The organism is Pseudomonas sp. CVAP#3 (assembly GCF_018986375.1).
In the GTDB taxonomy this organism is placed as follows: Bacteria; Pseudomonadota; Gammaproteobacteria; order Pseudomonadales; family Pseudomonadaceae; genus Aquipseudomonas; species Aquipseudomonas helvetica.
On the sequence record NZ_JAHMSC010000008.1, the window covers coordinates 257,734 to 281,545 of the forward strand.

Sequence of the window (23,812 nt, forward strand, 5' to 3'; positions counted from 1 at the left end):
AGAGGCATCAACGCAGGGTGCCAACCATCTCCGCAATCGTCGACAGCACATCCTTGCCCAACAGCATCGAACGCTTGCCCGACCAGCCGGTGCGGGCATTCGGTGCGTCGTTGTTGTCCTTGAATGGCATCTCCAGCGTCAACGACAGGCAATCGAACTTCTCACCGATGCTGTTGCAGGCCAGGGTCATATTGGCTTTGCCCGGGAGGTCGCGGGTGTAGCCATGAGTGGTCTGGAAGTCGCGGGTCAGGTGTTTCAGATGACTGCGAAAGTGCTCTTCGAGTTTTGCAATGCGCGGCGTGTAGCCTGGGTTGCCTTCGCAGCCAGCAGTGAACACGTAGGGGATTTCTTCATCACCGTGGATATCGAGGAACAGGTCGACACCGTACTTCTCCATTTGCTGTTGAACGAAGAGTACTTCCGGGCTGGCGTCCTGGCTCGCGCTCTGCCAAGCGCGGTTGAGGTCCTTGCCCATGGCGTTGGTCCGCAAGTGACCATGGAAAGCGCCGTCCGGGTTCATGTTTGGTACCAGATACAAATCGGCACTGGCCAGCAGTTTGTTCAACTCAGGATCATTGTGCTGTTGCAGACGTTCGATGACACCTTCCATGAACCACTCGGCCATGTGTTCGCCAGGATGCTGCTGGGCAATGATCCAGACCTTGCGCTGGCCCTCGGCGCCGCTGCCTTTGCGCAACAATTGAATATCCCGACCCTCGACGCTTTTGCCGGTGGCCAGCAGTTCGGTGCCAGCCTTGCTCAAGGCCTGGTCGATCAGCCAATCATGGCGTCCGCGGCTATAGGGTTCAAAGTAGGCGAACCAGGCGTGAGTCTCGGTGGCTTCGAGGCTGAAGCGCAGGCAGTCGCCTTCAAAGATCGTCGGCACACGGAACCAGTTGACGTGGTCATACGAGGCCACCGCCTGGTAACCGTCCCATGCCTTGTGATAGGAGGATTTACTGGCGTTGTTCAGTCGAAACCAATGTTCCTGGCCGACGTGCAGACCACTGGCCTTGAAGTGAAACCACTGGAAATGCTGACTGCGGGTGTCGGGTTTGATGGCCAGCAGGGCCTGCAATGGATTGCTGAGGTCCAGCACCTCGATGTTGCCGCTGTCGAAGTTTGCAGTGATCTCAAAGGAGCGGTGAGCCACGGTCATAATCTATTCCTGAGTATGATTTTTATGGCTGCTACTTTACACGCAAGGGTGGGGAAGCCGAGGGCAATTTGCGGGGAGATAGAAGGGGGGGCGTCGTCCTTGACGCAGCCGCAGCTTAGTGTTTATGCGATTGATTCTCAAGTGCTATTTTTGGCGTCCTAAAGCCCGTGCTTGAGCGGTCTGTTGCAAAAAGATGCTCTTTTGATATCATCCGCGCCATCGAATTCAGCAGCACCCGTCTTCATTAGCCTGAAGCCATAGCCAGAATAACTGGCAAAAAAAGACCCGGCAAAAAGCCGGGTCAAAAACCGTGATTAGCCTGATGAGGAGATATTCCAGGAGTCCGACCTAAGGTCTCTTGGTCTATCGGCTGATCTCGCGACCAGCTGCATGCAATAATAATCATTATCATTTGCAAGTCAAATGTTTTCACCTGCCTTATAGGAAGAATTTTTCCTGTGGCTGCCCCAAACGTCTGTGGCTTGAGTCAGATCGCAGCGTTTTCTAATCGTGTTTTCCTGTTCATCCTTTCTGGTCACCGTCCAGGGACCTGTCCACCATGGCCTTGGCCATGTCGATCATGTGTACGACTGAAAATGCCAGATCGCGGCTTGCGCCATGCAGGTTGTCTGCCGACTCATAAGCAGTCGCGGCCGCACAGCGCAGCAAGTCCGATGCATGGACCAGAGCTTCTTCGCTGCTGATGTTACGGTTTACATCGAAGAATCGTTCTGCGACTTCGAATTCTGAAACAGTTGGTTTCAAGTAATAATCCAGGGCGCGTTGGGCTGCCGCACAGCCCTTGAGCGAGGTGAAGTTCGCGTCGATTTCTTGTTCGGCCGTGTCTTTGCGGGTGATGTCCATGGTGGGTAATGCTCCGTGGGTGGGGCGATTGGGTAATTCGAATCCTAGTACAAACTGTATTCATGACGAAAAATTAAATACTACAATGTGTGTGTTGAGGGTCCGACTACGCGAAGTATTGTTCCGCCCATGGATAAATGGATTGAGTTGGTCAAGGCCAAGATGAGTGAGCTCAAAATCACTCAGGAAAAGCTCGCAGAGCGTCTCGCAATGTCTCAGGGCGGCGTCGGCCATTGGCTGAACAAGCGTCGCCAGCCCAGCCTCGAGGATATGAACCGGGTGCTTCGGGAGTTGGGGTTGGGGTTTCTCGAAGTCGCCCTGGTGATCAGGGAACCCGAGCTTGCGAATGACGAGCCGCAAGAGGGCGATTACGAGGTGTCGCTGGCGCAAAAGTACAACCCGTACTTCCGTTACCCGGTCAGTGACTGGCAGGGTATCAGTGAGGTGCGCGAGGCTGCGCCGGCTGCTTATGCCAAGGGACGCCACGAGTTATCGGATTATCACGCCCAAGGCCCGGCGTTCTGGCTGGTTGTGGTCGGCGATGCGATGACCGCCCCGAGCGGCATCAGTATTGCGCAAGACATGCTGATTCTGGTCGACCCGGCGGTTGAAGCCGTGCCCGGTAAACTGGTGATCGCGCAGTGGCCAGACAGCGCCGAAGCGACGTTCCGCAAATTGATCGAAGAGGGCGGTCAACGGTATCTCGTGCCGCTGAATCCGACTTACCCGAAAGCCCTGTTTACCGACGAGTGCCGAATTATCGGAGTAGTGGTGCAGGCAACTGCCAAGTTCTAGGCTCTGTACGAAAACTGTCTGCGCGTCGACCAGGCTGCGTTAAAAACAGGCTCGGAATGCTCATTTAGGGGCCTAAAGTCGGGTGCGACCCCAGCCGTTCCTCGCCTGTTTTTGCCTTGCCTGATCACCGCTCGGCGAGTTTTCGTACAGACCCTGGTCAGACAGGTCCTACGGCGTAGGACCTGTCATCAGACCGCGATTATTCCAGCTCCACCAGCGCGCTGCCTTCGTTGACCATCTCGCCCTCCTGGCAATACAAGGCTTTGACCACACCTGCATGGGGCGCACGAATACTGTGCTCCATTTTCATGGCTTCCAGCACCACCAGTTGCGCACCGGTTTCGACCGTTTGCCCTGGCGTTACCAATACACGGACGATGCTGCCATTCATTGGTGCGGTCAGGCCGCCCTGATGACTATGGCTGGCTTCCACCGCGGCGATAGGGTCGTAAGGCTTGATGCAGCGCAGCTCACCCTCCCATTGCAGGTACAGGGTTTCAGCCTGACGGATGGCGCGATGCTGACGGCGCAAGCCGTGATGCTCGACCAGTAATTGCTCACCGTTGAGCTCGGCGTTGCGGGTGTCGGCGGGGGCCAGGGTGATTGCTCGATCCTGGTCTTCGCAGCTTAAGTGCAGCGTGGTTTCTGCTGGCAAGCCGGCACGGAAACCGCTGCCAACGGCCCATGGTGAACCCGGGTCATCGGCGCGTACGTGGTGTGCCGGGCTTTGTGCAAAGGCTTGAGCAGCGGCTTGCCAGAACTCATCGCTGAGTTCGCTTGGCGCTGGCAGTAATTGTTCCTGATAGCGTGGGATGAATCCAGTGTCGAGCTCAGCCGCAGCGAAGGCCGGGTGTCCGATGATTCGGCGCAGAAAGCTGATGTTGGTCTTCAGCCCGCCAATGGCGAACTCGTCAAGCATGCTCAGCAGCCGCAAACGTGCCTGTTCGCGGTCCTCGCCCCAGGCGATGAGCTTGCCAAGCATCGGATCGTAGAACGGCGAAATACTATCGCCTTCCTCGACACCGCTGTCGACGCGCCGGCCCGGGCCCGCGGCTGACTCGCGGTACAGCGCCAGGTGTCCGGTGGCCGGCAAGAAGTCATTGCTTGGGTCTTCGGCATACAAACGTACTTCAATCGCATGGCCGAGCAACGGCACCTGCGCCTGCGTCATGGGCAGCGGCTCGCCTTGGGCGACGCGAATCTGCCACGCCACCAGGTCGAGACCGGTGATGGCTTCGGTGACCGGGTGCTCGACCTGCAGGCGCGTGTTCATCTCCATGAAGAAGAACTCACCGCGCGAATCCAGCAGAAACTCCACGGTGCCTGCGCCGACATAACCGATCGCTTGCGCTGCGCGGACCGCCGCTTCACCCATGGCTTTGCGCAGTTGCGCGCTTAGGCCGGGGGCCGGCGCCTCTTCGACGACTTTCTGGTGACGACGTTGAATCGAGCAATCACGTTCGTTGAGGTACAGGCAGTTACCGTGCTGATCAGCGAAGACCTGGATTTCCACATGCCGTGGTTTGAGCAGGTACTTTTCCACCAGCATCCGCGAATCGCCAAACGAAGATTGGGCTTCACGCTGCGCCGAGGCCAGGGCTTCGGCCATTTGGCTGACGTCCTCGACCACTTTCATGCCTTTACCACCGCCACCGGCAGTCGCCTTGAGCAGCACCGGATAGCCGATGCGCTCGGCAGCGTCGCGGAAGGTCTCCAGGTCCTGGGCTTCGCCGTGATAACCCGGTACCAGCGGTACACCAGCGATTTCCATCAGGGCTTTTGCGGCCGATTTGCTGCCCATGGCGTCAATGGCCGAAGCGGGTGGGCCGAGGAAAATCAAACCGGCGGCTTCAATGGCGCGCGCAAATCCGGCGTTCTCCGAGAGAAAGCCATAACCTGGGTGAATCGCCTGAGCGCCGCTGGTCTTGGCGGCAGCGAGCAGTTTGTCGATTTGCAGGTAACTGTCAGCCGCTTTGCTGCCACCCAGATCAACGCGGATGTCTGCCTCGCGACTGTGCCGCGCATCGCGATCGGTAGCGCTGTGCACGGCCACGGTGGTCAGGCCCAGCGCCTTGGCGGTACGCATCACTCGGCAGGCAATTTCGCCACGGTTGGCTACCAGCAAGGTGGTGAGAACAGGGGCGCTCATCAACGCAGCTCCTTGGTAGTGGATTCGGGCTGCCAACTTGGCGGACGTTTTTGCAGGAACGCCCGCAAGCCTTCCTGACCTTCAGGGCTGACACGAATTCGGGCGATCGCGTTTTCACAGTAGCGGCGTAACGCCGGGTTCAAGGAACCGTTGCCGACTTCACGCAGCAACTCCTTACTTGAGCGCATGGCGTGTGGGCTATTGAGCAACAGATTGTTGATCCACTGTTCGACCTGCGACTCCAGTTCGCTGGTCGGGTAGCTTTCGCTGAGCAGGCCGATTTCTTGAGCGCGTTGACCGCTGAAGCGTTCAGCGGTCAGTGCATACCGGCGTGCGGCCCGTTCACCGATGGCTTGCACAACGAAAGGGCTGATCACCGCCGGAGCCAGGCCGATGCGCACTTCCGACAGACAGAATTGCGCGTCATCGGCACCAATCGCCATGTCGCAGCAACTGATCAAGCCCAATGCGCCGCCATAAGCTGCACCTTGGACCACCGCCAGCGTCGGGATCTTCAGCTTGGCCAGGTTGTACATCAACTCAGCCAGTTCGCGAGCGTCGTCAAGGTTGGTGTGGTAATCGAGTTCGGCCGATTGCTGCATCCAGGCCAGGTCGGCGCCAGCGCTGAAATGCTTGCCACGCCCGCGCACCAGCAGAAAACGCAGGCTCGGGTTGCTCTGGACCTTGTCCAACGCGAGGATCAGTTCGCGGATCATTTCGGCGTTGAAGGCGTTGTTTTTCGCCTCGCGACTCAACCACAGCGTGGCGAAACCACGCGGGTCGGTCAGCAGTTCGAGGGTATTGAAGTCGCTCATGGTTTTCTCCAGATCACATCCGGAACACGCCGAAGCGGCTCGGTTCGATAGGTGCGTTCAGCGATGCGGACAAGGCCAGGGCCAGCACGTCGCGGGTTTGCGCCGGGTCAATGACGCCGTCGTCCCACAACCGGGCGCTGGAATAGTAGGGGTGGCCCTGTTCTTCGTACTGATCGAGGATCGGTTGCTTGATCTCGGCTTCCTGGGCGTCGGAGAAAGGGTGACCGCTGCGTTCAGCCTGTTCACGCTTGACCTGCACCAGCACGCCCGCGGCTTGCTCGGCGCCCATCACGCCGATTCGCGCGTTCGGCCACATCCACAGGAACCGCGGATCGTAGGCCCGTCCACACATGCCGTAGTTACCGGCGCCGAAGCTGCCGCCGATGATCACGGTGAATTTCGGCACCTTGGCGCAGGCCACGGCGGTGACCAGTTTTGCGCCGTGCTTGGCAATGCCGCCGGCTTCGTATTTCTGGCCGACCATGAAGCCGGTGATGTTCTGCAGGAACAGCAAGGGAATTCCGCGCTGGCAGGCCAGTTCGATGAAGTGCGCACCTTTCTGCGCAGCTTCGGCGAAGAGGATGCCGTTGTTGGCGAGAATCGCGATCGGGTAGCCGTGCAGATGCGCAAAACCACAGACCAGCGTCGTCCCAAACAGCGCTTTGAACTCATCGAATACCGAACCGTCGACCAGGCGCGCGATGACTTCACGCACATCGAACGGCTGCTTGGCATCGGCCGGCACTACGCCGTACAGCTCATCGCTGGCGAACAGCGGGGCAATCGGCGTGCGTTGCTGCAATTCGCCGAGCTTGCGCCAGTTGAGGTTGGCAACGCTGCGTCGAGCCAAGGCCAACGCGTGTTCGTCGCTGTCGGCATAGTGGTCGGCTACACCGGAAATCTTGCAGTGCACATCGGCACCGCCAAGGTCTTCGGCGCTGACCACTTCACCGGTCGCGGCTTTCACCAGCGGCGGGCCGGCGAGAAAAATCGTCGCCTGTTGACGGACCATGATCGCTTCATCGGCCATGGCCGGCACATAAGCGCCACCGGCGGTGCAGGAGCCCATGACCACGGCGATTTGCGGGATGCCCATGGCGCTCATATTGGCCTGGTTGAAGAAGATTCGGCCGAAGTGTTCACGATCCGGGAACACTTCATCCTGACGCGGCAGGTTGGCGCCGCCTGAGTCGACCAGGTAGATGCACGGCAGGCGATTCTGTTGGGCGATGGTCTGGGCGCGCAGGTGCTTTTTTACCGTCAGCGGGTAGTACGAACCGCCTTTTACCGTCGCGTCGTTGGCAACGATCATGCATTCGACGCCTTCGACCCGGCCAATGCCGGCGATCACTCCGGCGGCGGGAACATCTTCACCGTAGACCTCGTAAGCCGCCAGTTGGCTGATTTCCAGAAAGGGCGAACCTGGGTCGAGCAGGCGATTAATCCGCTCACGGGGCAGCAGTTTGCCGCGTGAGGTATGCCGTTCCTGGGCCTTGGCGCCGCCGCCTTGCCGGACCTGAGCGAGCAGGGTGTGCAAGGCGTCGACCTGGGCAAGCATCGCCGCGCTGTTGGCCGCGAACTCCGCCGAGCGGGGGTTGAGCTGGGTGTGCAGGATTGCCATGGACAGCTCCGTTAGCGGGTTTCGTTGAAGAGTTCGCGACCGATCAGCATGCGACGGATCTCACTGGTGCCCGCGCCGATTTCATACAGCTTGGCGTCACGCAGCAGACGGCCTGCAGGGAATTCGTTGATGTAGCCGTTGCCACCCAGAATCTGGATCGCATCGAGGGCCATTTGCGTGGCGCGTTCAGCGCTGTAAAGGATTACGCCGGCAGCGTCCTTGCGGGTGGTTTCGCCACGCTCGCAGGCTTGAGCCACTGCGTACAGGTAGGCGCGGCTGGCATTGAGTTGGGTGTACATGTCGGCGACCTTGCCCTGGATCAGCTGGAATTCGCCGATGCTTTGGCCGAACTGTTTGCGGTCGTGGATGTACGGGACGATGAGGTCCATGCAGGCCTGCATGATCCCGGTTGGTCCGCCGGAGAGCACCACGCGCTCGTAGTCGAGGCCGCTCATCAGCACTTTCACGCCACCGTTGAGCACGCCCAGGATGTTTTCTTCCGGGACTTCAACGTCATCGAAGAACAGCTCACACGTGTTCGAACCGCGCATGCCCAGCTTGTCGAATTTGTTGCTGCGGCTGAAACCTTTCCAGTCGCGTTCGACGATAAATGCGGTGATCCCGTGCGGGCCTTTTTCCAGGTCGGTCTTGGCGTAGATCACGTAAGTGTTGGCGTCCGGGCCGTTGGTGATCCAGGTCTTGCTGCCGTTGAGCACATAGTGGTCGCCACGTTTGTCGGCGCGCAGTTTCATCGAAACCACGTCGGAGCCGGCGTTCGGCTCGCTCATGGCGAGGGCGCCGATGTGCTCGCCGCTGATCAGCTTCGGCAGGTAGTTGGATTTCTGTTCGTGGGTGCCGTTGCGGTTGATCTGATTGACGCAGAGGTTGGAATGCGCGCCGTAGGACAGGGCGACCGAGGCCGAGCCACGGCTGATTTCTTCCATGGCCACCACGTGCGCCAGATAGCCCAGGCCGGCACCGCCGTATTCTTCTGGAACGGTAATCCCCAGCAACCCCATGTCACCGAATTTACGCCACAAGTCAGCCGGGAACAGGTTATCGATATCGATCTGTGCTGCGCGCGGGGCGATCTCTTTGCTGACAAAGGCGCGGACCTGGTCACGCAGCATGTCGATGGTTTCGCCGAGGGCAAAGTTCAGGGTCGGATAGCTCATGGGGCACCTTCAAACTTGTTTTTATAAATGGAGAATCGGCCTGCACAGCGCGCCGAATCGACTGTCACCTTTACGTTAACGTAAGCCTGTGACGAATGGCTGTCAATCACCCTTTACGTTAACGTCAACTTGAGCGACTCTGTAGGAGCCGAGCTTGCTCGCGATGAACGATAGCGCGGACTTTCAGTAACGCCGGGGCAGTCCTGTCGCAGGCAAGCCTCGCTCCTAAAATAAAGACAATAGGGGTCGTCATGGATCAACACAGTGCTCCCCCACAGCACAGCTACAGCCGTGGTTCACAGGACAAAGCCTTGCTGGCGATGACCATTGGCCAAGCGTTCGATAACACCGTCGCGAAATACCCCCAGGGTGACGCATTGGTGGTGCGTCATCAGCAACTTCGCTACAGCTGGGCGCAATTGGCCGAAGCGGTCGATTTGCACGCCAGAGCCTTACTGGCGTTGGGCTTGCAGACCGGTGACCGTCTTGGCATCTGGGCGCCAAACTGTGCGCAGTGGTGCATCAGCCAGTTTGCCAGCGCGAAGATCGGGGTGATTCTGGTCAACATCAATCCGGCCTACCGCAGTTCCGAACTCGAGTACGTGCTGAAGCAGTCCGGCTGCCAATGGCTGGTGTGTGCCGGTTCGTTCAAGACCTCCGATTACCACGCCATGCTGCATGGCCTGGCACCGGAACTGGCCGAGCAATCCATTGGCCGTCTGCACTCTGAGCGCCTGCCGGATTTACGTGGTGTGATCAGTCTCGACGTGCAACCGCCATCAGGCTTTTTGCCGTGGTCGCAACTGGCGGATCTTGGCGCCGGGGTGCCCGTCGAACAGCTCAAGGCACGGCAAAGCAGCCTGCATTTCGACCAGGCGGTGAACATTCAATACACCTCGGGCACCACCGGATTTCCCAAGGGCGCGACTCTCAGTCACTACAACATCCTCAACAACGGCTACATGGTTGGCGAAAGCCTCGGGCTGACCGCCAATGATCGCCTGGTGATCCCGGTGCCGCTGTATCACTGCTTCGGCATGGTCATGGGCAATTTGGGTTGCGTCACCCATGGCAGCACCATGATTTACCCCAACGACGCCTTCGACCCGTTGCTGACGTTGACCACTGTTGCGCAAGAGAAAGCCACCGCGTTGTACGGTGTGCCGACCATGTTCATCGCCATGCTCGATCAACCGCGCCGTGCAGAGTTTGACCTGTCGACGTTGCGTACCGGGATCATGGCCGGGGCAACGTGCCCGATTGAAGTCATGCGCCGGGTCATCAGCGAAATGCACATGAGCGAAGTGCAGATTGCCTACGGCATGACGGAAACCAGTCCGGTGTCATTACAGACCGGTCCGTCAGACGACCTGGAACTGCGCGTCACCACGGTTGGCCGCACGCAGCCGCAGCTGGAAAGCAAAATCATTGATGAGGCGGGCAATCTGGTGCCCCGCGGGACCATCGGCGAGCTGTGCACCCGCGGTTACAGCGTGATGCTCGGTTACTGGAACAACCCGCAAGGCACGGCCGAGGCGATCGATCAGGCTGGCTGGATGCACACCGGCGATCTGGCAACCATGAACGAAGACGGTTACGTCTGTATCGCCGGACGTAACAAGGACATGATCATTCGCGGTGGCGAGAATATTTACCCGCGGGAGCTGGAAGAGTTCTTCTTCACCCATTCGGCGGTGGCGGATGTGCAAATCATCGGCATTCCATGCGAGAAGTACGGTGAGGAGATCGTCGCCTGGATCAAGTTTCACCCGGGCCACAGCGCCACTGAGCAAGAGCTGCAAGCCTGGTGCAAGGAACGCATCGCGCACTTCAAGACGCCGCGCTACTTCAAGTTCGTCGAAGAGTTTCCGATGACTGTGACCGGCAAGATCCAGAAGTTCCGGATGCGTGAGATCAGTATCGAGGAGTTACGCAATAAAACGTAGGAGCGGCCGGGCGGCGTTCCGTTTGCCTGCGATGAGCGATGACGCGGTTTCCTTGTTGGATCAAGGCGTTCCCATCGTGGGCAAGAGCTAGGCGCCCCCCCCGCTCCTACAGGTTTGGCCAAACGCAGACAGCACAAAGGGGAGCCGAAGCTCCCCTTTAATTTGTCGTTGCCTGCTCTTTTTTTATTATTAAGGGGCGGTCTATTGTTGTTTTTGGCAACCGTGACCCTTTACCGCTGTTTTGGGCGACCCCCATCCGGGGTCAAGAGCAAACGTATTTTTTTGAGCGCTGATCTGCTTTTTCGCCAAGCGATCCAACCAGTTCGGGAGCTACCTGAAGGTAGTTTTATTGTTCTCTGCCCGGTTGCGGGTTACTGCAAGCAGCACCCTGAAAAGCACACCTTCTCCAAAAAAATCTGTTAGCTGCGTCTCTGCCGTGTTGTTTTTGTTATGTCAGAGTCGTTACGTCTTATTTTTATTAGGTTTGCTGCTTTTTATTCTTGTTATGCCATAGAGATAGCAGAAGCCATGCCAACTTTTTAAAGTCCTTTAAAATCAAGCAATTAAAATTTTGTAGGACAAATCGTTCATAAAAATTCGGTCAGGTTGTTTCCGTGTTACTCGTTTTGTTGCGGGTGCGGTAACACCCCCGACACATCACTGGGCGCTGCGGGCCTTGGCCACGCGTGAACCGGTGGGACGGCCCAGGACGTTGCAGATCTGCTGGCCGGCCAGAATCAGTTTGTCCATGTCGACGCCGGTCTCGATGCCCAGGCCGTTGAGCAGGTACAGCACGTCTTCGGTGGCAACGTTACCGCTGGCGCCTTTGGCATACGGGCAGCCGCCGAGGCCGGCGATGGAACTGTCGAACACCGCAATCCCTTCCAGCAGGCTGGCATAGATGTTGGCCATGGCCTGACCGTAAGTGTCGTGGAAATGCCCGGCCAGTTTGTCCCGTGGCACGTCAGCTGAAACCACCTCGAACATCTTGCGCGTTGCGCCGGCGGTGCCGGTACCGATGGTGTCGCCGAGAGAGACCTCGTAGCAGCCCATCGCGTACAGCTCGCGTGCAACCAGGGCAACTTGCTCAGGCGCCACGTCACCCTCGTAAGGGCAGCCGAGCACACAGGACACGTAGCCGCGCACACTGACCCCGTGTTGCCGGGCGGCGTCCATGATCGGCACGAAGCGCGCCAGGCTTTCGCTGATCGAGCAATTGATGTTGCGTTGCGAGAAGGATTCGGACGCGGCGGCGAATACCGCGACTTCCTTGACCCCGGCAGCAACCGCGTCTTCGAACCCGCGCAGGTTCGGCGCCAGTGCGCCGTAGGTCACCCCTGGCTTGCGCTGGATCTGCGCAAAAACTTCAGCCGAGCCGGCCATTTGCGGTACCCATTTCGGGGAAACGAAACTGCCGACTTCTATATAGCCAAGGCCAGCGGCGCTGAGTGCATCGACCAACTGCACCTTGTCCGCAACGCTGATGGGTTGGGCTTCGTTCTGCAGACCATCGCGTGGGCCGACTTCGATCAGGCGTACGTGGGTGGGGAGGGGCATAGGATATCTACCTGTGTGTTATGAGATCGTTCCCATGCTCTGCGTGGGAATGCCTCAATGGACGCTCTGCGTCCGCTCTTGATTGTGACGCGGAGCGTCACGGGCTGCGTTCCTTTACTGCGCGTGGGAACGATCAACAGTGGATTGCGTAGACCTGCTAAACCGTCTGCTGGCTCTTGATCGTCTGTTCCAACGCCTGGACACAGCGTTCTTCGGCGGTGTCGAGTTCCAGTTTCATCTGCTCGATGTCCAGCAATTGCTGTTCAAGCTGTTCACGGCGTTCGGTGATTTTCGCCAGCATGCTGTGCAGCTGTTTCTGATTGCCGCTGGAGGGATCGTAAAGCTCGATCAGTTCGCGGCATTCGGCCAGGGAAAAACCGATGCGCTTGCCACGCAGGATCAGCTTCAGGCTGACCTTGTCACGTGGTGAGTAGATACGTTCCTGGCCGCGACGCTCGGGGCTGAGCAGGCCTTGCTCTTCGTAAAAGCGAATGGCGCGAGTGGTGATGTCGAGTTCGCGGGCGAGGTCGGAAATGCTATAGGTCTGGCTGCTCATGGGCGCGCTCGAAAAAGAGGTCATGGCGCTAAGCTAATGTCAGGTTGACGTAAACGTCAAGGAGGAAAAAATCGCAGGCATATGCCTTTACAGTGTGGAGCTGGCGCAGCCTGCGATCTTTCAACCTTCCTCAAGCCAACTGCTTGTCGAGCTTCTTCTCATGCGCCGTCACTTGCTGGCACAACTCGATCATCTGCTCGCGCATCCAGCGGTTGGCCGGGTCCTGGTCGGTGCTTTCGTGCCAGTAGAGGTGGGTCTCCACCGGCGGCACATCATTGACCGGCAGATAGAAGGCGTGCAGGTCATGACGCCGGGCAAAACGCTCTGGCACGGTCATCACCATGTCGGTTTGCTGCAACACCTGGGAGGCCATCAGGTAATGCTGCGAGCGCAGGGCGATCTTGCGCTGGATGCCCATTTTGCCCAAGGCCAGGTCGACATAACCCAGGCCGCTGCGGCGGCTGGAAATGTGCACATGGGGCAGTGACAGGTAGTCGTCGAGAGTGAATTTTTCCTTGCTCGCCATCGGATGACCCTTGCGCATGGCGCACACATAACGGTCTTCCATCAACTTGACGTGGCGCACTTGCGGATCGGTGTTGAGCGGGGCATCGACGGCAAAGTCCAGGCGGCCAGCGGCGAGTTCCTTGGTGGTCTCGCGGCGTTTGGACAGGAAGCTCTCGATGATCACCGTCGGCGCCAGGCGTCGCAGGCGTTGAAACAGCGGCGGCAGGATCACCGCTTCGGTGAGGTCGGTCATGCTGATGCGATAGGTCTTGACCGCCTGCAACGGGTTGAAAATCCGGCTTTCCTGCACCGATACCCGCAGCAGCGACAGCGCGTTGCGTACCGGGCCGATGATGTTTTGCGCCATGGGCGTGGGCACCATGCCCTGGGCGGTACGCACGAACAATGGGTCGTTGAAGGTCTCGCGCAGACGGGCCAGAGCGTTCGACACCGCAGGCTGGGTAATGCCGACAATTTGCCCGGCGCGGGTCAGGTTGGCTTCGGTGTAGATTGCGTCAAAGACGATGAAAAGATTGAGGTCGACCTTGCTTAGATTCATGGCGTTTCGCTCTTGGCTTTTGTTATTGGAGCAGGGGCTCGATCAGTCGATCATATATCGGTGATGAATGTTAATACACGCCGAGAATAGGCTAGGTAAATTATCAACGCTGATCTAGCATCGATTCATGACCTCAACAACGTCTTCAACACCTCGTCAAAAAAGGTAGCTGCCCATGGATTTCGCCTATTCCCCCAAGGTCCAGGAACTGCGTGAACGCGTGACTGCGTTCATGGATGCTTACGTTTATCCAGCCGAAGCGGTGTTTGAACGCCAGGTTGCTGAAGGCGATCGCTGGCAGCCGACCGCGATCATGGAGGAACTGAAAAACAAGGCCAAGGCTGAAGGCTTGTGGAACCTGTTTTTACCGGAGTCCGAACTGGGCGCCGGCCTGACCAACCTGGAATACGCGCCATTGGCGGAAATCATGGGCCGCTCCTTGCTCGGACCTGAGCCGTTCAACTGCTCGGCGCCGGATACTGGCAACATGGAAGTATTGGTGCGCTACGCCAATGAAGAGCAAAAGCAGCGCTGGCTGGAGCCGCTGCTGCGCGGCGAGATCCGTTCGGCGTTCGCCATGACCGAGCCGGACGTGGCGTCCTCCGATGCCACAAACATGGCCGCTCGTGCGGTGCGCGATGGCGACGAATGGGTGATCAACGGCAAGAAGTGGTGGACCTCCGGCGCATGCGATCCACGCTGCAAAATCCTGATTTTCATGGGCCTGAGCAATCCGGACGCGCCGCGTCACCAGCAGCACTCGATGATTCTGGTGCCGGTGGATACTCCTGGCGTGAAGATTGTCCGTCCGCTGCCGGTGTTCGGTTACGACGATGCGCCTCACGGTCACGCCGAAGTGCTGTTCGAGAACGTCCGCGTACCTTATGAAAACGTGCTGCTGGGTGAGGGCCGTGGCTTCGAGATCGCCCAGGGGCGCCTTGGCCCAGGCCGGATTCACCACTGCATGCGCTCGATCGGCATGGCGGAGCGCGCACTGGAATTGATGTGCAAACGTTCGATCAACCGCACCGCATTCGGTAAACCGCTGGCGCGCTTGGGCGGCAATATCGACAAGATCGCCGACTCGCGGATGGAAATCGACATGGCGCGGCTGCTGACCCTCAAAGCCGCCTACATGATGGACACCGTGGGCAACAAAGTGGCGAAAAGCGAAATCGCCCAGATCAAGGTGGTGGCGCCGAATGTGGCCTTGAAGGTGATCGACCGGGCGATTCAGATCCACGGTGGTGCGGGTGTCTCCAACGATTTCCCGCTGGCCTACATGTACGCCATGCAACGTACGCTGCGTCTGGCCGATGGCCCGGACGAAGTGCACCGTGCGGCGATCGGCAAGTTTGAAATCGGCAAATATGTGCCGAATGAAATGCTGCGCAGCGGACACTAAGCTTCGGCGCTGTACCTCACCCGCAAACACAGTGCTGCTGCGTTTGCGGGTGAGTGCGTTTGCAATCACCCCTCACATCGACAGCGTTTTCACCTCGCGGCCAAACCGCTCCCGATACACCGACGGCGGTAGCCCGACCACGCTGCGAAACGCCACCCGAAAACTCTCCACCGAACGGTAACCACATTGCAGCGCGATGGACTCGGTGTTGTGCACGCTGCTTTCCAGCAGTTCCCGGGCGCGTGCCAACCGTTGTTGTTGCAGCCAGGATTTGGGCGAGGCACCGGTGGCTTCGCTGAACCGTCGTAAAAAAGTTCGCTCACTCATGGCCGCCTGGCTCGCCAGTTCGCGCACGCCCAGCGGTTCATGCAGGCGTTCGCGGGCCCATTGCATGACGCGTGACAAATCGCTGCGGGGTGTGCGGCTGACGGGGGCGGGAATGAACTGTGCCTGCCCGCCGGTACGTTGCGGCGACATCACCAACCGGCGTGCCACCGAGTTGGCGACCTGGGTGCCGAAGTCCCGCGCCACCAGGTGCAGGCACGCATCAATGCCGGCGGCGCTGCCGGCGGACGTGATCAACTGACCCGCATCGACATACAGCACATCGGGATCGACCAGAATGTTCGGGAAGCGCTCGGCCAGTTCCTCGGTATAACGCCAGTGAGTCGTCGCGCTCAGCCCGTCGAGCAACCCCGTGGCTGCGAGTACAAACACCCCGGAGCAGATCGACAGCAGCCGCGCGCCTCGGGTATGCGCCTGACGCAGGGCCGAAAGCAGGGCTTCAGGCACTGGTTCAGTACGGCTGCGCCAACCGGGAATGATGATGGTCCGCGCGGTGTCCAGCAGCTCCATACCGCCGTCGGCCAAAACCTGAATGCCGCCCATGGCGCGCATCGGTCCCTGATCGACGCCGACGATCCGGTGTTCGTACCAGGGAAAGTCGAACTCTGGCCGCGCCAGCCCGAAGATCTCCACGGCAATCCCGAACTCGAAGGTGCAGAGACCGTCGTAGGCCAGAATCGCGACTAATCCGGGTTCGGTGTGCATTTGGCGGAAAATTCCCAGTGAGTGTCTTGTGCGCCACTGTAGCGGTATCGGCGAGTTGGATACAGTCCTCTCACGCCCACACACGCTTTGGAGAACACCCATGACCAGTCTGGTTCGCGAAATTCCTGCCGCCCCATCTGCCGTTGCCCTGATGCATTTCAGCAATCGCCTGACCTTTGAAACCGACTGTTCCGACGTCTTTGGCAGCCAACAAGCCGGTGATGTGGACTTCGTTTTGGTGGATGTGCGGGGGCCATTGGCTTTCGAGCGCGGTCATGTGCCGGGTGCGATCAACATTCCTGGGCGCTTGATCAGCGCCGAGGTACTGGCGGCTTACCCGAAAACCACGCTGTTCGTGGTGTATTGCGCCGGTCCGCACTGCAACGGCGCGAACAAGGCTGCGGTGAAGCTCGCGGCGCTGGAATACCCGGTCAAGGAAATGATCGGCGGAGTGACGGGGTGGCTGGATGAAGGCTTTGAGTTGAGCCGCACGGTTGAACGGCCAGCCAGTGCGGCAATCGGATGCGAGTGCTGATCACGACACGTGGTCGAGTCAGTTCTTGTGGCGAGGGAGCTTGCTCCCGCTCGATCGCGAAGCGGTCGTAAACCTGTCAGTGCGTTCTCTCAGGAAAACGCATCAACTTTATTGCGACTGCTTCGCAGCCGAGCGGGAGCAAGCTCCCTCGCCACAGGGGGGCATCACTAGGCCCTGGCCGCGACCGCGTGCCACTCATCCAGCGTCGCTTGCAACCAGTCGAACACTAGGCGGTAAGCGGCGCTGTCGTCCTGATCGCGGGTCAGGGGGGACTCGTTGCCGAAGTGGGCATTGAGCAGCGCTACCGACTCGGCGTTCCATTCCGGATGAAACTGCAATCCCACGCGCGTCGAGCCGACGGCGTACATCTGCTGCTCGCACTGGGTGCTGCTGGCCAGCAATTGCGCGTCGGGTGGTAAATCAATCGCGTCCTCATGCCATTCCAGTACGTTCAGTGCGTGCTCGTCAGCGAATGTAACCTGGGTCCAGCCGGTCTCGGTCCGGGCCATTCGCCGCACGTTCCCGCCCAGGCTCAGGGCCAGCAATTGCGCACCCAGGCAAATGGCGAACACCGGCGCGCCTTGTGCGATGCTCGCCGCCAGCCACTTGCGCTCTTCTGCCAGCCACTGCGGACCTGCATTGGCCTCATAAGGCCCGCCCAGAATGATCACCGGCGCAGCGCTTGCGGGCGGTAGCTGACCAAGGTCCGCGCGAAACACCTTAAGCGTCAGCCCCCGGGACTCGGCCCAATCGTCAATCGCGCCCGGGCCTTCGGCGGGGTGGTGCTGGATCAGGTTCAACGAGGTCGATTGCTCGGGCATGGCGCGGCTCTCTGGTGGCGAAGGGGTGTACGGTCGGCTTTTCTGTCGGAACCTGTGGCATCTTGACTGAAAGCGAGGCGTTTCTGAAGGCCGGTTACAGACGTCTGAAGGCAAACGCAAAGGTCACCAGGCAGAGTTCAACACAGGAGCCCGCCATGCAACGTATCGACCATCAACTGCCCTGGAGCCACCTCGGCACCGAGCGCAGCCTCAGCGTGTTTCGTTTTGGCGCGGGTTCGCGCAAGGTCTACATTCAGGCCAGCCTGCACGCCGATGAACTGCCGGGCATGCGCACAGCCTGGGAGCTGAAGAAGCGTCTCTCCGAACTTGAAGCTCAGGGCCAGCTCAACGGTGTTATCGAATTGGTGCCGGTGGCCAACCCGATTGGCCTGGACCAGCATCTGCAAAGCGCCCACATGGGCCGTTTCGAGCTGGGCAGCGGGAAGAATTTCAACCGGGCGTTCTACGAACTCAGCGGGCCGGTGGGGGCGTTGATCGGTTCGCAGTTGGGCAACGACGCCGAGGCCAACATCGCGTTGATCCGTCAGACCATGGGTCAGGTCCTCGACCGGTTACCGGCTCCGGCTTCACAGCTGGAAGCCCTGCATCGCTTGCTGTTACGGCATGCCTGTGAGGCTGAGATCACCCTGGATCTGCATTGCGATTTCGAGGCGGCCATTCATCTTTATGCGCTGCCGCAACACTGGCCGCGGTGGCAGTCTCTGGCGGCGCGGTTGAAGGCCGGGGTGGCGTTGTTGTGCGAAGACTCCGGTGGCAGTTCGTTCGATGAGTCCTGTTCATCGCCGTGGTTGCGGCTGGCCAAAGCTTTCCCGCAGGCGGTGATTCCACCGGCCAACCTGGCGACAACGCTGGAGCTGGGGAGCATGGGCGACACGCGGGTCGATCAGGCTCAGGCCAATTGTGAGGCGATACTTGGGTTCCTGGCGGAGCAGGGTCTGATTGCCGGTGAGTGGCCGAAGGCGCCAAGCGAGTGTTGTGAGGGGATGCCGTTCGAGGGGACGGAGTATCTGTTTGCGCCGCATCACGGGGTGGTGAGTTTTCTGCGTGAGGCGGGTGAGTGGGTCGAGAAGGGCGATGCGTTGTTTGAGGTGGTCGATCCGTTGAGTGATCGGGTCACGGTGGTGCGTGCCGGGACCAGTGGGGTGTTGTTTGCGCTGGATCGTGGGCGGTATACGCAGCCGGGGATCTGGCAGGCAAAGGTGGCCGGACGGGAGGCGATACGGGTTGGGAAGTTGGTCAACGATTGAGTCTGTGTAGTGGTCAATTGCCCCATCTCCTGTGGGAACTGATCTTGCTCGCGATGGCGGCCTGACAGCCGGCCTGAGTGGTTGGAGCGGTTTTCGAAAGCGCTTCTTGTGGTGTTAGGCTCTGGCGCGAATTTGCCGTATTCGAGGGAAGGTCCATGTTCCGGTTTTTTGCTGTGTTGATGTTGATGGTGTCTTCCGTTGCCCATGCGGCGCTCAACGATGATTTGCCGTTGCCGTACCTTGAGCAGTCCAATCCTGATTCACGCAATCAGCCGTTGGTGATTTTTCTCCACGGTTCGGGCAGTAACGAAGAGGACCTGTTCGACATCAAGGAGGAGTTGCCGGCGCAGTACACATACCTGTCGGTGCGGGCGCCGCAGGCGGTTGAGGCGGACAGTTATCAGTGGTTTCGCAAGAAGGGCGAAGGCGCTTATGACGGCGATACCGATGACCTGAATAGCAGCAGCGCGCTGATTGTCGATTTCGTGGCGCAGGCGGCGAAGAAGTATCACACGGAGGCCGACAAGGTGTTTCTGGTGGGGTTCAGCCAGGGCGCGATCATGTCGTATGAAGTTGCCTTGCGTCATCCCGAGACGGTGCGCGGGATTGCGGCGTTGAGCGGTAAGGTTTTGCCAGTGTTGAGGTCGCAGCTCAAGGCCGACAAGGCGCTTGAGCCGTTGGCGATTTTCATCGGTCACGGGACGGCCGACCTGAAACTGCCCTACAGCGATGGCAGCGAGGCCAACAGCCTGTTGCAGGGCATTGCGCTCACGCCTGAGTTTCATGCCTATCCAGGCGTCGGCCACACCATCAGTGCGGCCGAAATGCAGGATTTGAATGCCTGGTTGCTGCGGATCAATCAGTAGTCTGAAGGATTATTTATCGCCAAGGATCTGTTTGACCAATGCCGTATGACCAGCCTTGTCGTCGGCGCGGGAGATGATCTGGATCAGCATCATGCGTGTACCAGAGCCGGCCAGCAGGCTGGTGTCGAGCGTCAGACCGCCGCCCTGGGTGGCGGTGCTGTCGATCTGGCGCAGGCCCAGGCCTTTGACGATCAGGCTTTTTTCACTTTGCTTGTTGAAGTCAGGCAAGGCTTCGCGTTGCTGAGTGGCGAAACCGGACACTGACTCGTCCAGAAAAGCAGTGTCGTTGTCTTTGACGTTCAGACTATTGGGCAAGGTATTTTCAGCAATGATCAGTACGGTTTTGCTCGCCTGATTGGTGTACATGGTGCCCGTTGCGCCAGCGGTGCCCTTGGCGGCATCACCACCAGGCAGTGGGTTGGCAATAAAGCCTTGGGGCAAGGTGAAAGCGAATTTCCCGCCCAGCGCCGAGATTTTTTGTGCGGGTGCGGTTTTCGCGGCCGGTTGCTTGGCAGCGTAAACGCTCACGGCAGCGAAGCTGGTGACCGCTGTCAGCAACAGGACAACGGCTTTTTTACTCAACGACATGCAAACTCTCCGGGGTAATCGCGCAGTGGCGGCGATCATCCCACGGCCAACCTTGATCACTCCAGCGCGATCTTGAATCAGGGCAGGAGAGGCGACGTGAGGTCATGTGACCCGCGAGCGTGGGAGCGAAGATCCTCGTCCGGCACAATCGGCTGGGCGTTCGCTGGCTACCGTGGTTGCGGGTCGCTTGGCTCGGCCCTCACTTCAGGCGTTTGCCGGGCATTACCACGCGATGGTGCGGCCAGCCGCTTGGTGATCAGCAGCATGCCAAGAGACACTGCCACGCCGAGGACGAATGCGCTCCATCCCCAACGAGGCAGTGCCAATGCCAGCGTCAGGCAGAACGCCGCGAACGAATACATGCCGGTGGCCGTGGCCCGCAGTAACACGGCGGTGAATGCGGGTCCCCGGGTTTGTTGAGAGAACACTGCCATGACACTGCCGAGCACCGGAAACACCGCAAGCAAGCCGCTCCAGCGCTCGCCGACGGTGCTGGCGAGCAAGGTCACCGCCAAGGTCAGAAGCGCCCCGGCCAGCATGCGCAGCAAGAGTTTGTCGGATTTCGGCGCAAGGCCTGAAACCAAGGGCTGAACACGCGGGAACAGATAAGGTGCCGCGAGCAACGCAGTGATCGCCGCGAGGGTCGAAAACAGCAGTGACGCTGAAATCAGCGACAACACCACGGCCGCTGTGGCCCAGCTCAGCAGGGCGATCGATAACGCCGCGGGCCAGTTGAATTTTTGCGCCGCCTGGGCGTAAACCACGCAGAAGGTGATCATCGCAAACATTGCTGACAGGGCGGCGGTCGCTGCTTGCGTCGCAAAGACCGGGCCTTGTTCGACGGCCAGAAAAAACAGAATCGGCCCGACCACCACCGGCAACCCCGACAGCCAACCGGCTATGCTCGGTCCCCAACGTTTGCCGGCGAGGGATATCAGTAAGAGAAATCCGGGGATCAGCGACAGTTTCAAAAGCAGCACGGCCAAGTCCTTGGTCAATAGTCGTTGTTGTCACAGCATACCCGGCTTCGTCGTACCATTTCAGGCTTGGGTACGCAGATCGCAATCGCAGGTCATGGTCGCGAGTGCATCGACTACCCTAAGAGATGAGCGAAGGCCGCCTGGCACGTCATCGGAACCGGTTTTCATTGTGCGGTCATTGCTTCAGGTGCGGCATTGGTGCCGCCTCTGGACGACCACACGCATGGAGTCAGATAGATGAAAGCAACGACCTGCGCCTGCCCCAACTGTAATTGCAAACTGGGTGAGCACTCTATCGTCCGCCACGGTAAACACTATTGCTGTGAGGGTTGCGCCAAGCATCATGAGCACGGCGAAGCCTGCACCTCGGCGGGTTGCCAATGCGCCAAGGGGGCTCACGGCTGAAAACATCTGCCTGAACGTGGAGCCGTTTGTGCTCCACGTTGAGCGGGTGTCAACTGGCGGCAATCGCAGTGCCTCGTTACCATGAGGCCTTCTCCCTTTTTCACGATTCCGTCCATGGCCCTTGCCGCTCCGCCTGATCTCAGCGACACCGATGTGCCGGTGCAACCGTTGGCGCGCACCTATCCGCGCGGCCTGTACATCGAGCCGCACGAGCATGTCTGGGGCCAATTGCTGTATGCGATGAGCGGGGTGATGTGGGTCGAGACTCCCGACGAAGCATTGGTCGTGCCGCCGCAACGGGCGGTCTGGCTGCCACCGGGGGTGGTGCACGGGATTCGGGTGGTCTCGGACCTGCAGATGCGCAATATCTACCTGCGCCCGGCATTGGCTGCGACGTTGGACAGCAGCGTTCAGGTGATCGAGGTCGGCGGTTTGCTGCGCGAGTTGATTCTCGGGTTGGTGGAGCAGGGCGACAGTGGACCGACGGAGTACTACGAAGCGCTGGTGGGGCTGGCGTTGCTGGAGCTGAAACGGGCGAAACGTTCGCTGTTGAAGATTCCCATGCCGGACAACGCCGAGCGACGGCTGGTCAATCTCTGTCAGGCGGTCATGGCCGCACCGTCTCTGGATTTCCCCTTCGAACAGCATGCCGAAAATGCCGGCGCCAGCGTGCGCACCCTGGCGCGGTTGTTCAAGGATGGGTTGGGCATGGGCTTTGCCGAATGGCGGCGTCAGGTGCAATTGGCGATTGCGGTCGCCGAGCTGATCCAGGGCGTGCCGGTCAGCACAATCGCCTGGGAACTGGGCTATTCGCCGAGCAGCTTCAGCGACATGTTTCGCCGCGAGCTGGGTGTTCCACCCTCGCAGTTCTCCCGCGAAGGCGATTTCAGCTCCGCGCCGTAGCAGTGCATTTGGCCGAAATCCTGAAGTACTTGGCCGATCGCTTTGGCGACCATTCTCTAGACTCTGTGTATCCCCGATTACACGGAGCTCAGCATGAACTACCTCATTTCAGTGGCTATTGGTCTTGGCGTCGGCCTGCTCTACGGCGCGCTGGATTTTCGTTCGCCCGCGCCACCGGCCATTGCATTGGTGGGGTTGCTGGGCATGTTGGCCGGCGAACAGCTGTGGCCGATGGGGCGGCAGCTGGTCGCTGGCTGGATCTCCTGAAATCCCTTCATTTGTCAGATGGAAACTCCCATGAAAGCACTGCAATTCGATAAAACCGGTGATCTGGCGGCCCTGCGTTACGTTGAGGTACCAACCCCGGTTCCGGGCGCCAACGAGGTATTGGTGCAGATCAAGGCTGCGGGCCTGAATCCCAGCGACGTGAAGAACGTGCTCGGACGTTTTCCCTACACCACGCTGCCACGGATTCCCGGTCGTGACTTTGCCGGTGTAGTGATTGAAGGGCCGCAGGCGCTGATCGGTCAGGAAGTCTGGGGCACGGGCCGCGAGTTGGGTTTTTTCGCCGATGGCTCGCATGCGCAATACGTGAAGTTGCCGGCCAAGGGCGTTGCTCTCAAACCAACGCATTTGAGCTTTGCCCAGGCTGCCAGCCTTGGCGTGCCCTACACCACGGCGTGGGATGCGCTGGAACGCAGCCTGGTGAGCGCGCAAACCCGTTTACTGGTGATCGGTGGTGGCGCGGTGGGTAGTGCGGCGCTAGCGCTGGGAAAAATTCGCGGTGCCCAGGTGTTGGCGGCGGCGCGACGTCCCGAGCAGGTCAAGGCCTTGCAGGTCCAGGGCTTTAACACGATTCAACTGGAAACACCGGAAGCGCTGGGCGCTCAGGTCAATGCGATTTTTACGGGCGGTGCCGACGTGATTTTCGATACCACCGGTTTTTGGCTGCCGGCGTCGGTAGCGGCGTTGGCCACCTTCGGCCGCATCGCAATCATCGCCGCACCAGTCGACGGGCAGGTGCAACTGCCGGCGCTGGCGCTGTATCGCCGGGGTGGTTCGGTTGTCGGGATCAACTCGTTGCTGTACGGCGTCGAAGCCTGCGCGGCGATGCTTGAGCAGTTCGGCCGGTTCTTCGATGACGGGTTGTTGCCGCTGCCGGAAGGGCTGCTGGAGTCGCCACTGGCCGAGGGGCTCGAGCGTTATGCCGAGGTCAATCAGGGCGGCGGCGACAAGGCGATTTTGTTGCCGTGATGGCTGTCGGGTTCGAGGTGTTCCATCGACGGGT

At 59.6% G+C, this 23,812-nt stretch carries 23 protein-coding genes; 10 read left to right on the top strand and 13 right to left on the bottom strand.

The annotated features are described in order from the left end of the window. Nucleotides 1–7: 7 nt before the first annotated feature. Both KRR23_RS16380 and KRR23_RS16385 read right to left on the bottom strand, forming a co-directional pair. The gene (locus KRR23_RS16380; RefSeq protein WP_216743351.1) at nt 8–1,159 is read right to left on the bottom strand and encodes a M14-type cytosolic carboxypeptidase; all 1,152 of its coding nucleotides are present in this window, start codon (nt 1,157–1,159) and stop codon (nt 8–10) included. A gap of 522 nt (nt 1,160–1,681) precedes the next feature. Next, entirely contained in the window at nt 1,682–2,023 is a 342-nt protein-coding gene (locus tag KRR23_RS16385; protein ID WP_054596565.1) for a DUF3077 domain-containing protein, read from the bottom strand. 129 nt (nt 2,024–2,152) lie between these two features. Here KRR23_RS16385 and KRR23_RS16390 point away from each other — a divergent pair, with 129 nt between their 5' ends. Then, complete coding sequence (locus tag KRR23_RS16390; protein ID WP_216743352.1) at nt 2,153–2,818, top strand: LexA family transcriptional regulator; 666 nt, start codon at nt 2,153–2,155, stop codon at nt 2,816–2,818. Nucleotides 2,819–3,017: 199 nt separating this feature from the next. Here KRR23_RS16390 and KRR23_RS16395 read toward each other — a convergent pair whose 3' ends face one another. Genes KRR23_RS16395 through KRR23_RS16410 form a run of 4 tightly spaced genes read right to left on the bottom strand, consistent with a single transcriptional unit; the run spans nt 3,018 to nt 8,578 of the window. After that, nucleotides 3,018–4,967: an acetyl/propionyl/methylcrotonyl-CoA carboxylase subunit alpha gene (locus tag KRR23_RS16395; protein ID WP_216743353.1), complete on the bottom strand. Its 1,950-nt coding sequence runs from the start codon at nt 4,965–4,967 to the stop codon at nt 3,018–3,020. After that, nucleotides 4,967–5,782 (bottom strand): gamma-carboxygeranoyl-CoA hydratase, encoded by an 816-nt coding sequence (locus tag KRR23_RS16400; protein ID WP_216743354.1) that lies wholly within the window; start codon nt 5,780–5,782, stop codon nt 4,967–4,969. Before KRR23_RS16400 ends, KRR23_RS16395 begins: the two co-directional genes overlap by 1 nt. A 13-nt stretch (nt 5,783–5,795) precedes the next feature. Continuing rightward, a complete protein-coding gene (locus KRR23_RS16405; RefSeq protein ID WP_216743355.1) occupies nt 5,796–7,403 on the bottom strand; it encodes a carboxyl transferase domain-containing protein in 1,608 nt (535 codons plus the stop codon). 11 nt (nt 7,404–7,414) lie between these two features. Beyond that, the gene (locus tag KRR23_RS16410) at nt 7,415–8,578 is read right to left on the bottom strand and encodes an isovaleryl-CoA dehydrogenase (protein ID WP_216743356.1); all 1,164 of its coding nucleotides are present in this window, start codon (nt 8,576–8,578) and stop codon (nt 7,415–7,417) included. Between the two features lie 251 nt (nt 8,579–8,829). On the opposite strand from KRR23_RS16410, the gene KRR23_RS16415 reads away from it, so the two are divergent. Then, nucleotides 8,830–10,524 carry an AMP-binding protein gene (locus tag KRR23_RS16415; protein WP_216743357.1) on the top strand — a complete coding sequence of 565 codons (1,695 nt, stop codon included), beginning with the start codon at nt 8,830–8,832 and terminating at the stop codon, nt 10,522–10,524. Nucleotides 10,525–11,181: 657 nt separating this feature from the next. On the opposite strand, the gene KRR23_RS16420 is transcribed toward KRR23_RS16415, so the two are convergent. The 3 genes from KRR23_RS16420 to KRR23_RS16430 form a co-directional block, all read right to left on the bottom strand. Next, nucleotides 11,182–12,081 (bottom strand): hydroxymethylglutaryl-CoA lyase, encoded by a 900-nt coding sequence (locus tag KRR23_RS16420; protein WP_216743358.1) that lies wholly within the window; start codon nt 12,079–12,081, stop codon nt 11,182–11,184. A 157-nt stretch (nt 12,082–12,238) separates the two neighbouring features. After that, nucleotides 12,239–12,637: a MerR family DNA-binding transcriptional regulator gene (locus KRR23_RS16425; RefSeq protein ID WP_216743359.1), complete on the bottom strand. Its 399-nt coding sequence runs from the start codon at nt 12,635–12,637 to the stop codon at nt 12,239–12,241. A 130-nt stretch (nt 12,638–12,767) separates the two neighbouring features. Further along, the gene (locus tag KRR23_RS16430; RefSeq protein WP_216743360.1) at nt 12,768–13,703 is read right to left on the bottom strand and encodes a LysR family transcriptional regulator; all 936 of its coding nucleotides are present in this window, start codon (nt 13,701–13,703) and stop codon (nt 12,768–12,770) included. Nucleotides 13,704–13,878: 175 nt separating this feature from the next. On the opposite strand from KRR23_RS16430, the gene KRR23_RS16435 reads away from it, so the two are divergent. After that, a complete protein-coding gene (locus KRR23_RS16435) occupies nt 13,879–15,108 on the top strand; it encodes an acyl-CoA dehydrogenase (RefSeq protein WP_054596576.1) in 1,230 nt (409 codons plus the stop codon). A gap of 72 nt (nt 15,109–15,180) precedes the next feature. On the opposite strand, the gene ftrA is transcribed toward KRR23_RS16435, so the two are convergent. Beyond that, nucleotides 15,181–16,158 (bottom strand): transcriptional regulator FtrA, encoded by a 978-nt coding sequence (gene ftrA, locus KRR23_RS16440; RefSeq protein WP_216743361.1) that lies wholly within the window; start codon nt 16,156–16,158, stop codon nt 15,181–15,183. A 100-nt stretch (nt 16,159–16,258) separates the two neighbouring features. Between ftrA and KRR23_RS16445 the strand changes: the two genes are divergently transcribed. Then, nucleotides 16,259–16,693 carry a rhodanese-like domain-containing protein gene (locus KRR23_RS16445; protein ID WP_216743362.1) on the top strand — a complete coding sequence of 145 codons (435 nt, stop codon included), beginning with the start codon at nt 16,259–16,261 and terminating at the stop codon, nt 16,691–16,693. A gap of 167 nt (nt 16,694–16,860) precedes the next feature. On the opposite strand, the gene KRR23_RS16450 is transcribed toward KRR23_RS16445, so the two are convergent. Further along, a complete protein-coding gene (locus KRR23_RS16450; RefSeq protein ID WP_216743363.1) occupies nt 16,861–17,514 on the bottom strand; it encodes a type 1 glutamine amidotransferase in 654 nt (217 codons plus the stop codon). 155 nt (nt 17,515–17,669) lie between these two features. On the opposite strand from KRR23_RS16450, the gene KRR23_RS16455 reads away from it, so the two are divergent. Both KRR23_RS16455 and KRR23_RS16460 read left to right on the top strand, forming a co-directional pair. Next, nucleotides 17,670–18,782, top strand: coding sequence for a succinylglutamate desuccinylase/aspartoacylase family protein (locus KRR23_RS16455; RefSeq protein ID WP_216743364.1), 1,113 nt, complete (start codon nt 17,670–17,672; stop codon nt 18,780–18,782). Between the two features lie 155 nt (nt 18,783–18,937). Beyond that, nucleotides 18,938–19,648, top strand: a complete 711-nt coding sequence (locus KRR23_RS16460) for an alpha/beta hydrolase (protein ID WP_216743365.1) — start codon at nt 18,938–18,940, stop codon at nt 19,646–19,648. A gap of 9 nt (nt 19,649–19,657) precedes the next feature. Here the strand turns inward: KRR23_RS16460 and KRR23_RS16465 are convergent, their stop codons facing one another. Further along, on the bottom strand, nt 19,658–20,236 hold the full coding sequence (locus KRR23_RS16465; RefSeq protein ID WP_216743366.1) for a hypothetical protein: 579 nt from the start codon (nt 20,234–20,236) through the stop codon (nt 19,658–19,660). A 167-nt stretch (nt 20,237–20,403) separates the two neighbouring features. Further along, nucleotides 20,404–21,216 (bottom strand): hypothetical protein, encoded by an 813-nt coding sequence (locus KRR23_RS16470; RefSeq protein ID WP_216743367.1) that lies wholly within the window; start codon nt 21,214–21,216, stop codon nt 20,404–20,406. Between the two features lie 237 nt (nt 21,217–21,453). Between KRR23_RS16470 and KRR23_RS16475 the strand changes: the two genes are divergently transcribed. From KRR23_RS16475 to KRR23_RS16490, 4 genes are all read left to right on the top strand, one after another. After that, nucleotides 21,454–21,621, top strand: coding sequence for a metallothionein (locus tag KRR23_RS16475; protein ID WP_019689605.1), 168 nt, complete (start codon nt 21,454–21,456; stop codon nt 21,619–21,621). A gap of 114 nt (nt 21,622–21,735) precedes the next feature. Next, nucleotides 21,736–22,524 carry a helix-turn-helix domain-containing protein gene (locus KRR23_RS16480; RefSeq protein WP_216743368.1) on the top strand — a complete coding sequence of 263 codons (789 nt, stop codon included), beginning with the start codon at nt 21,736–21,738 and terminating at the stop codon, nt 22,522–22,524. 93 nt (nt 22,525–22,617) lie between these two features. Then, complete coding sequence (locus tag KRR23_RS16485) at nt 22,618–22,791, top strand: DUF1427 family protein (RefSeq protein WP_081013678.1); 174 nt, start codon at nt 22,618–22,620, stop codon at nt 22,789–22,791. A 30-nt stretch (nt 22,792–22,821) separates the two neighbouring features. Further along, the gene (locus KRR23_RS16490) at nt 22,822–23,778 is read left to right on the top strand and encodes a zinc-binding alcohol dehydrogenase family protein (protein ID WP_216743369.1); all 957 of its coding nucleotides are present in this window, start codon (nt 22,822–22,824) and stop codon (nt 23,776–23,778) included. Nucleotides 23,779–23,812 lie beyond the last annotated feature (34 nt).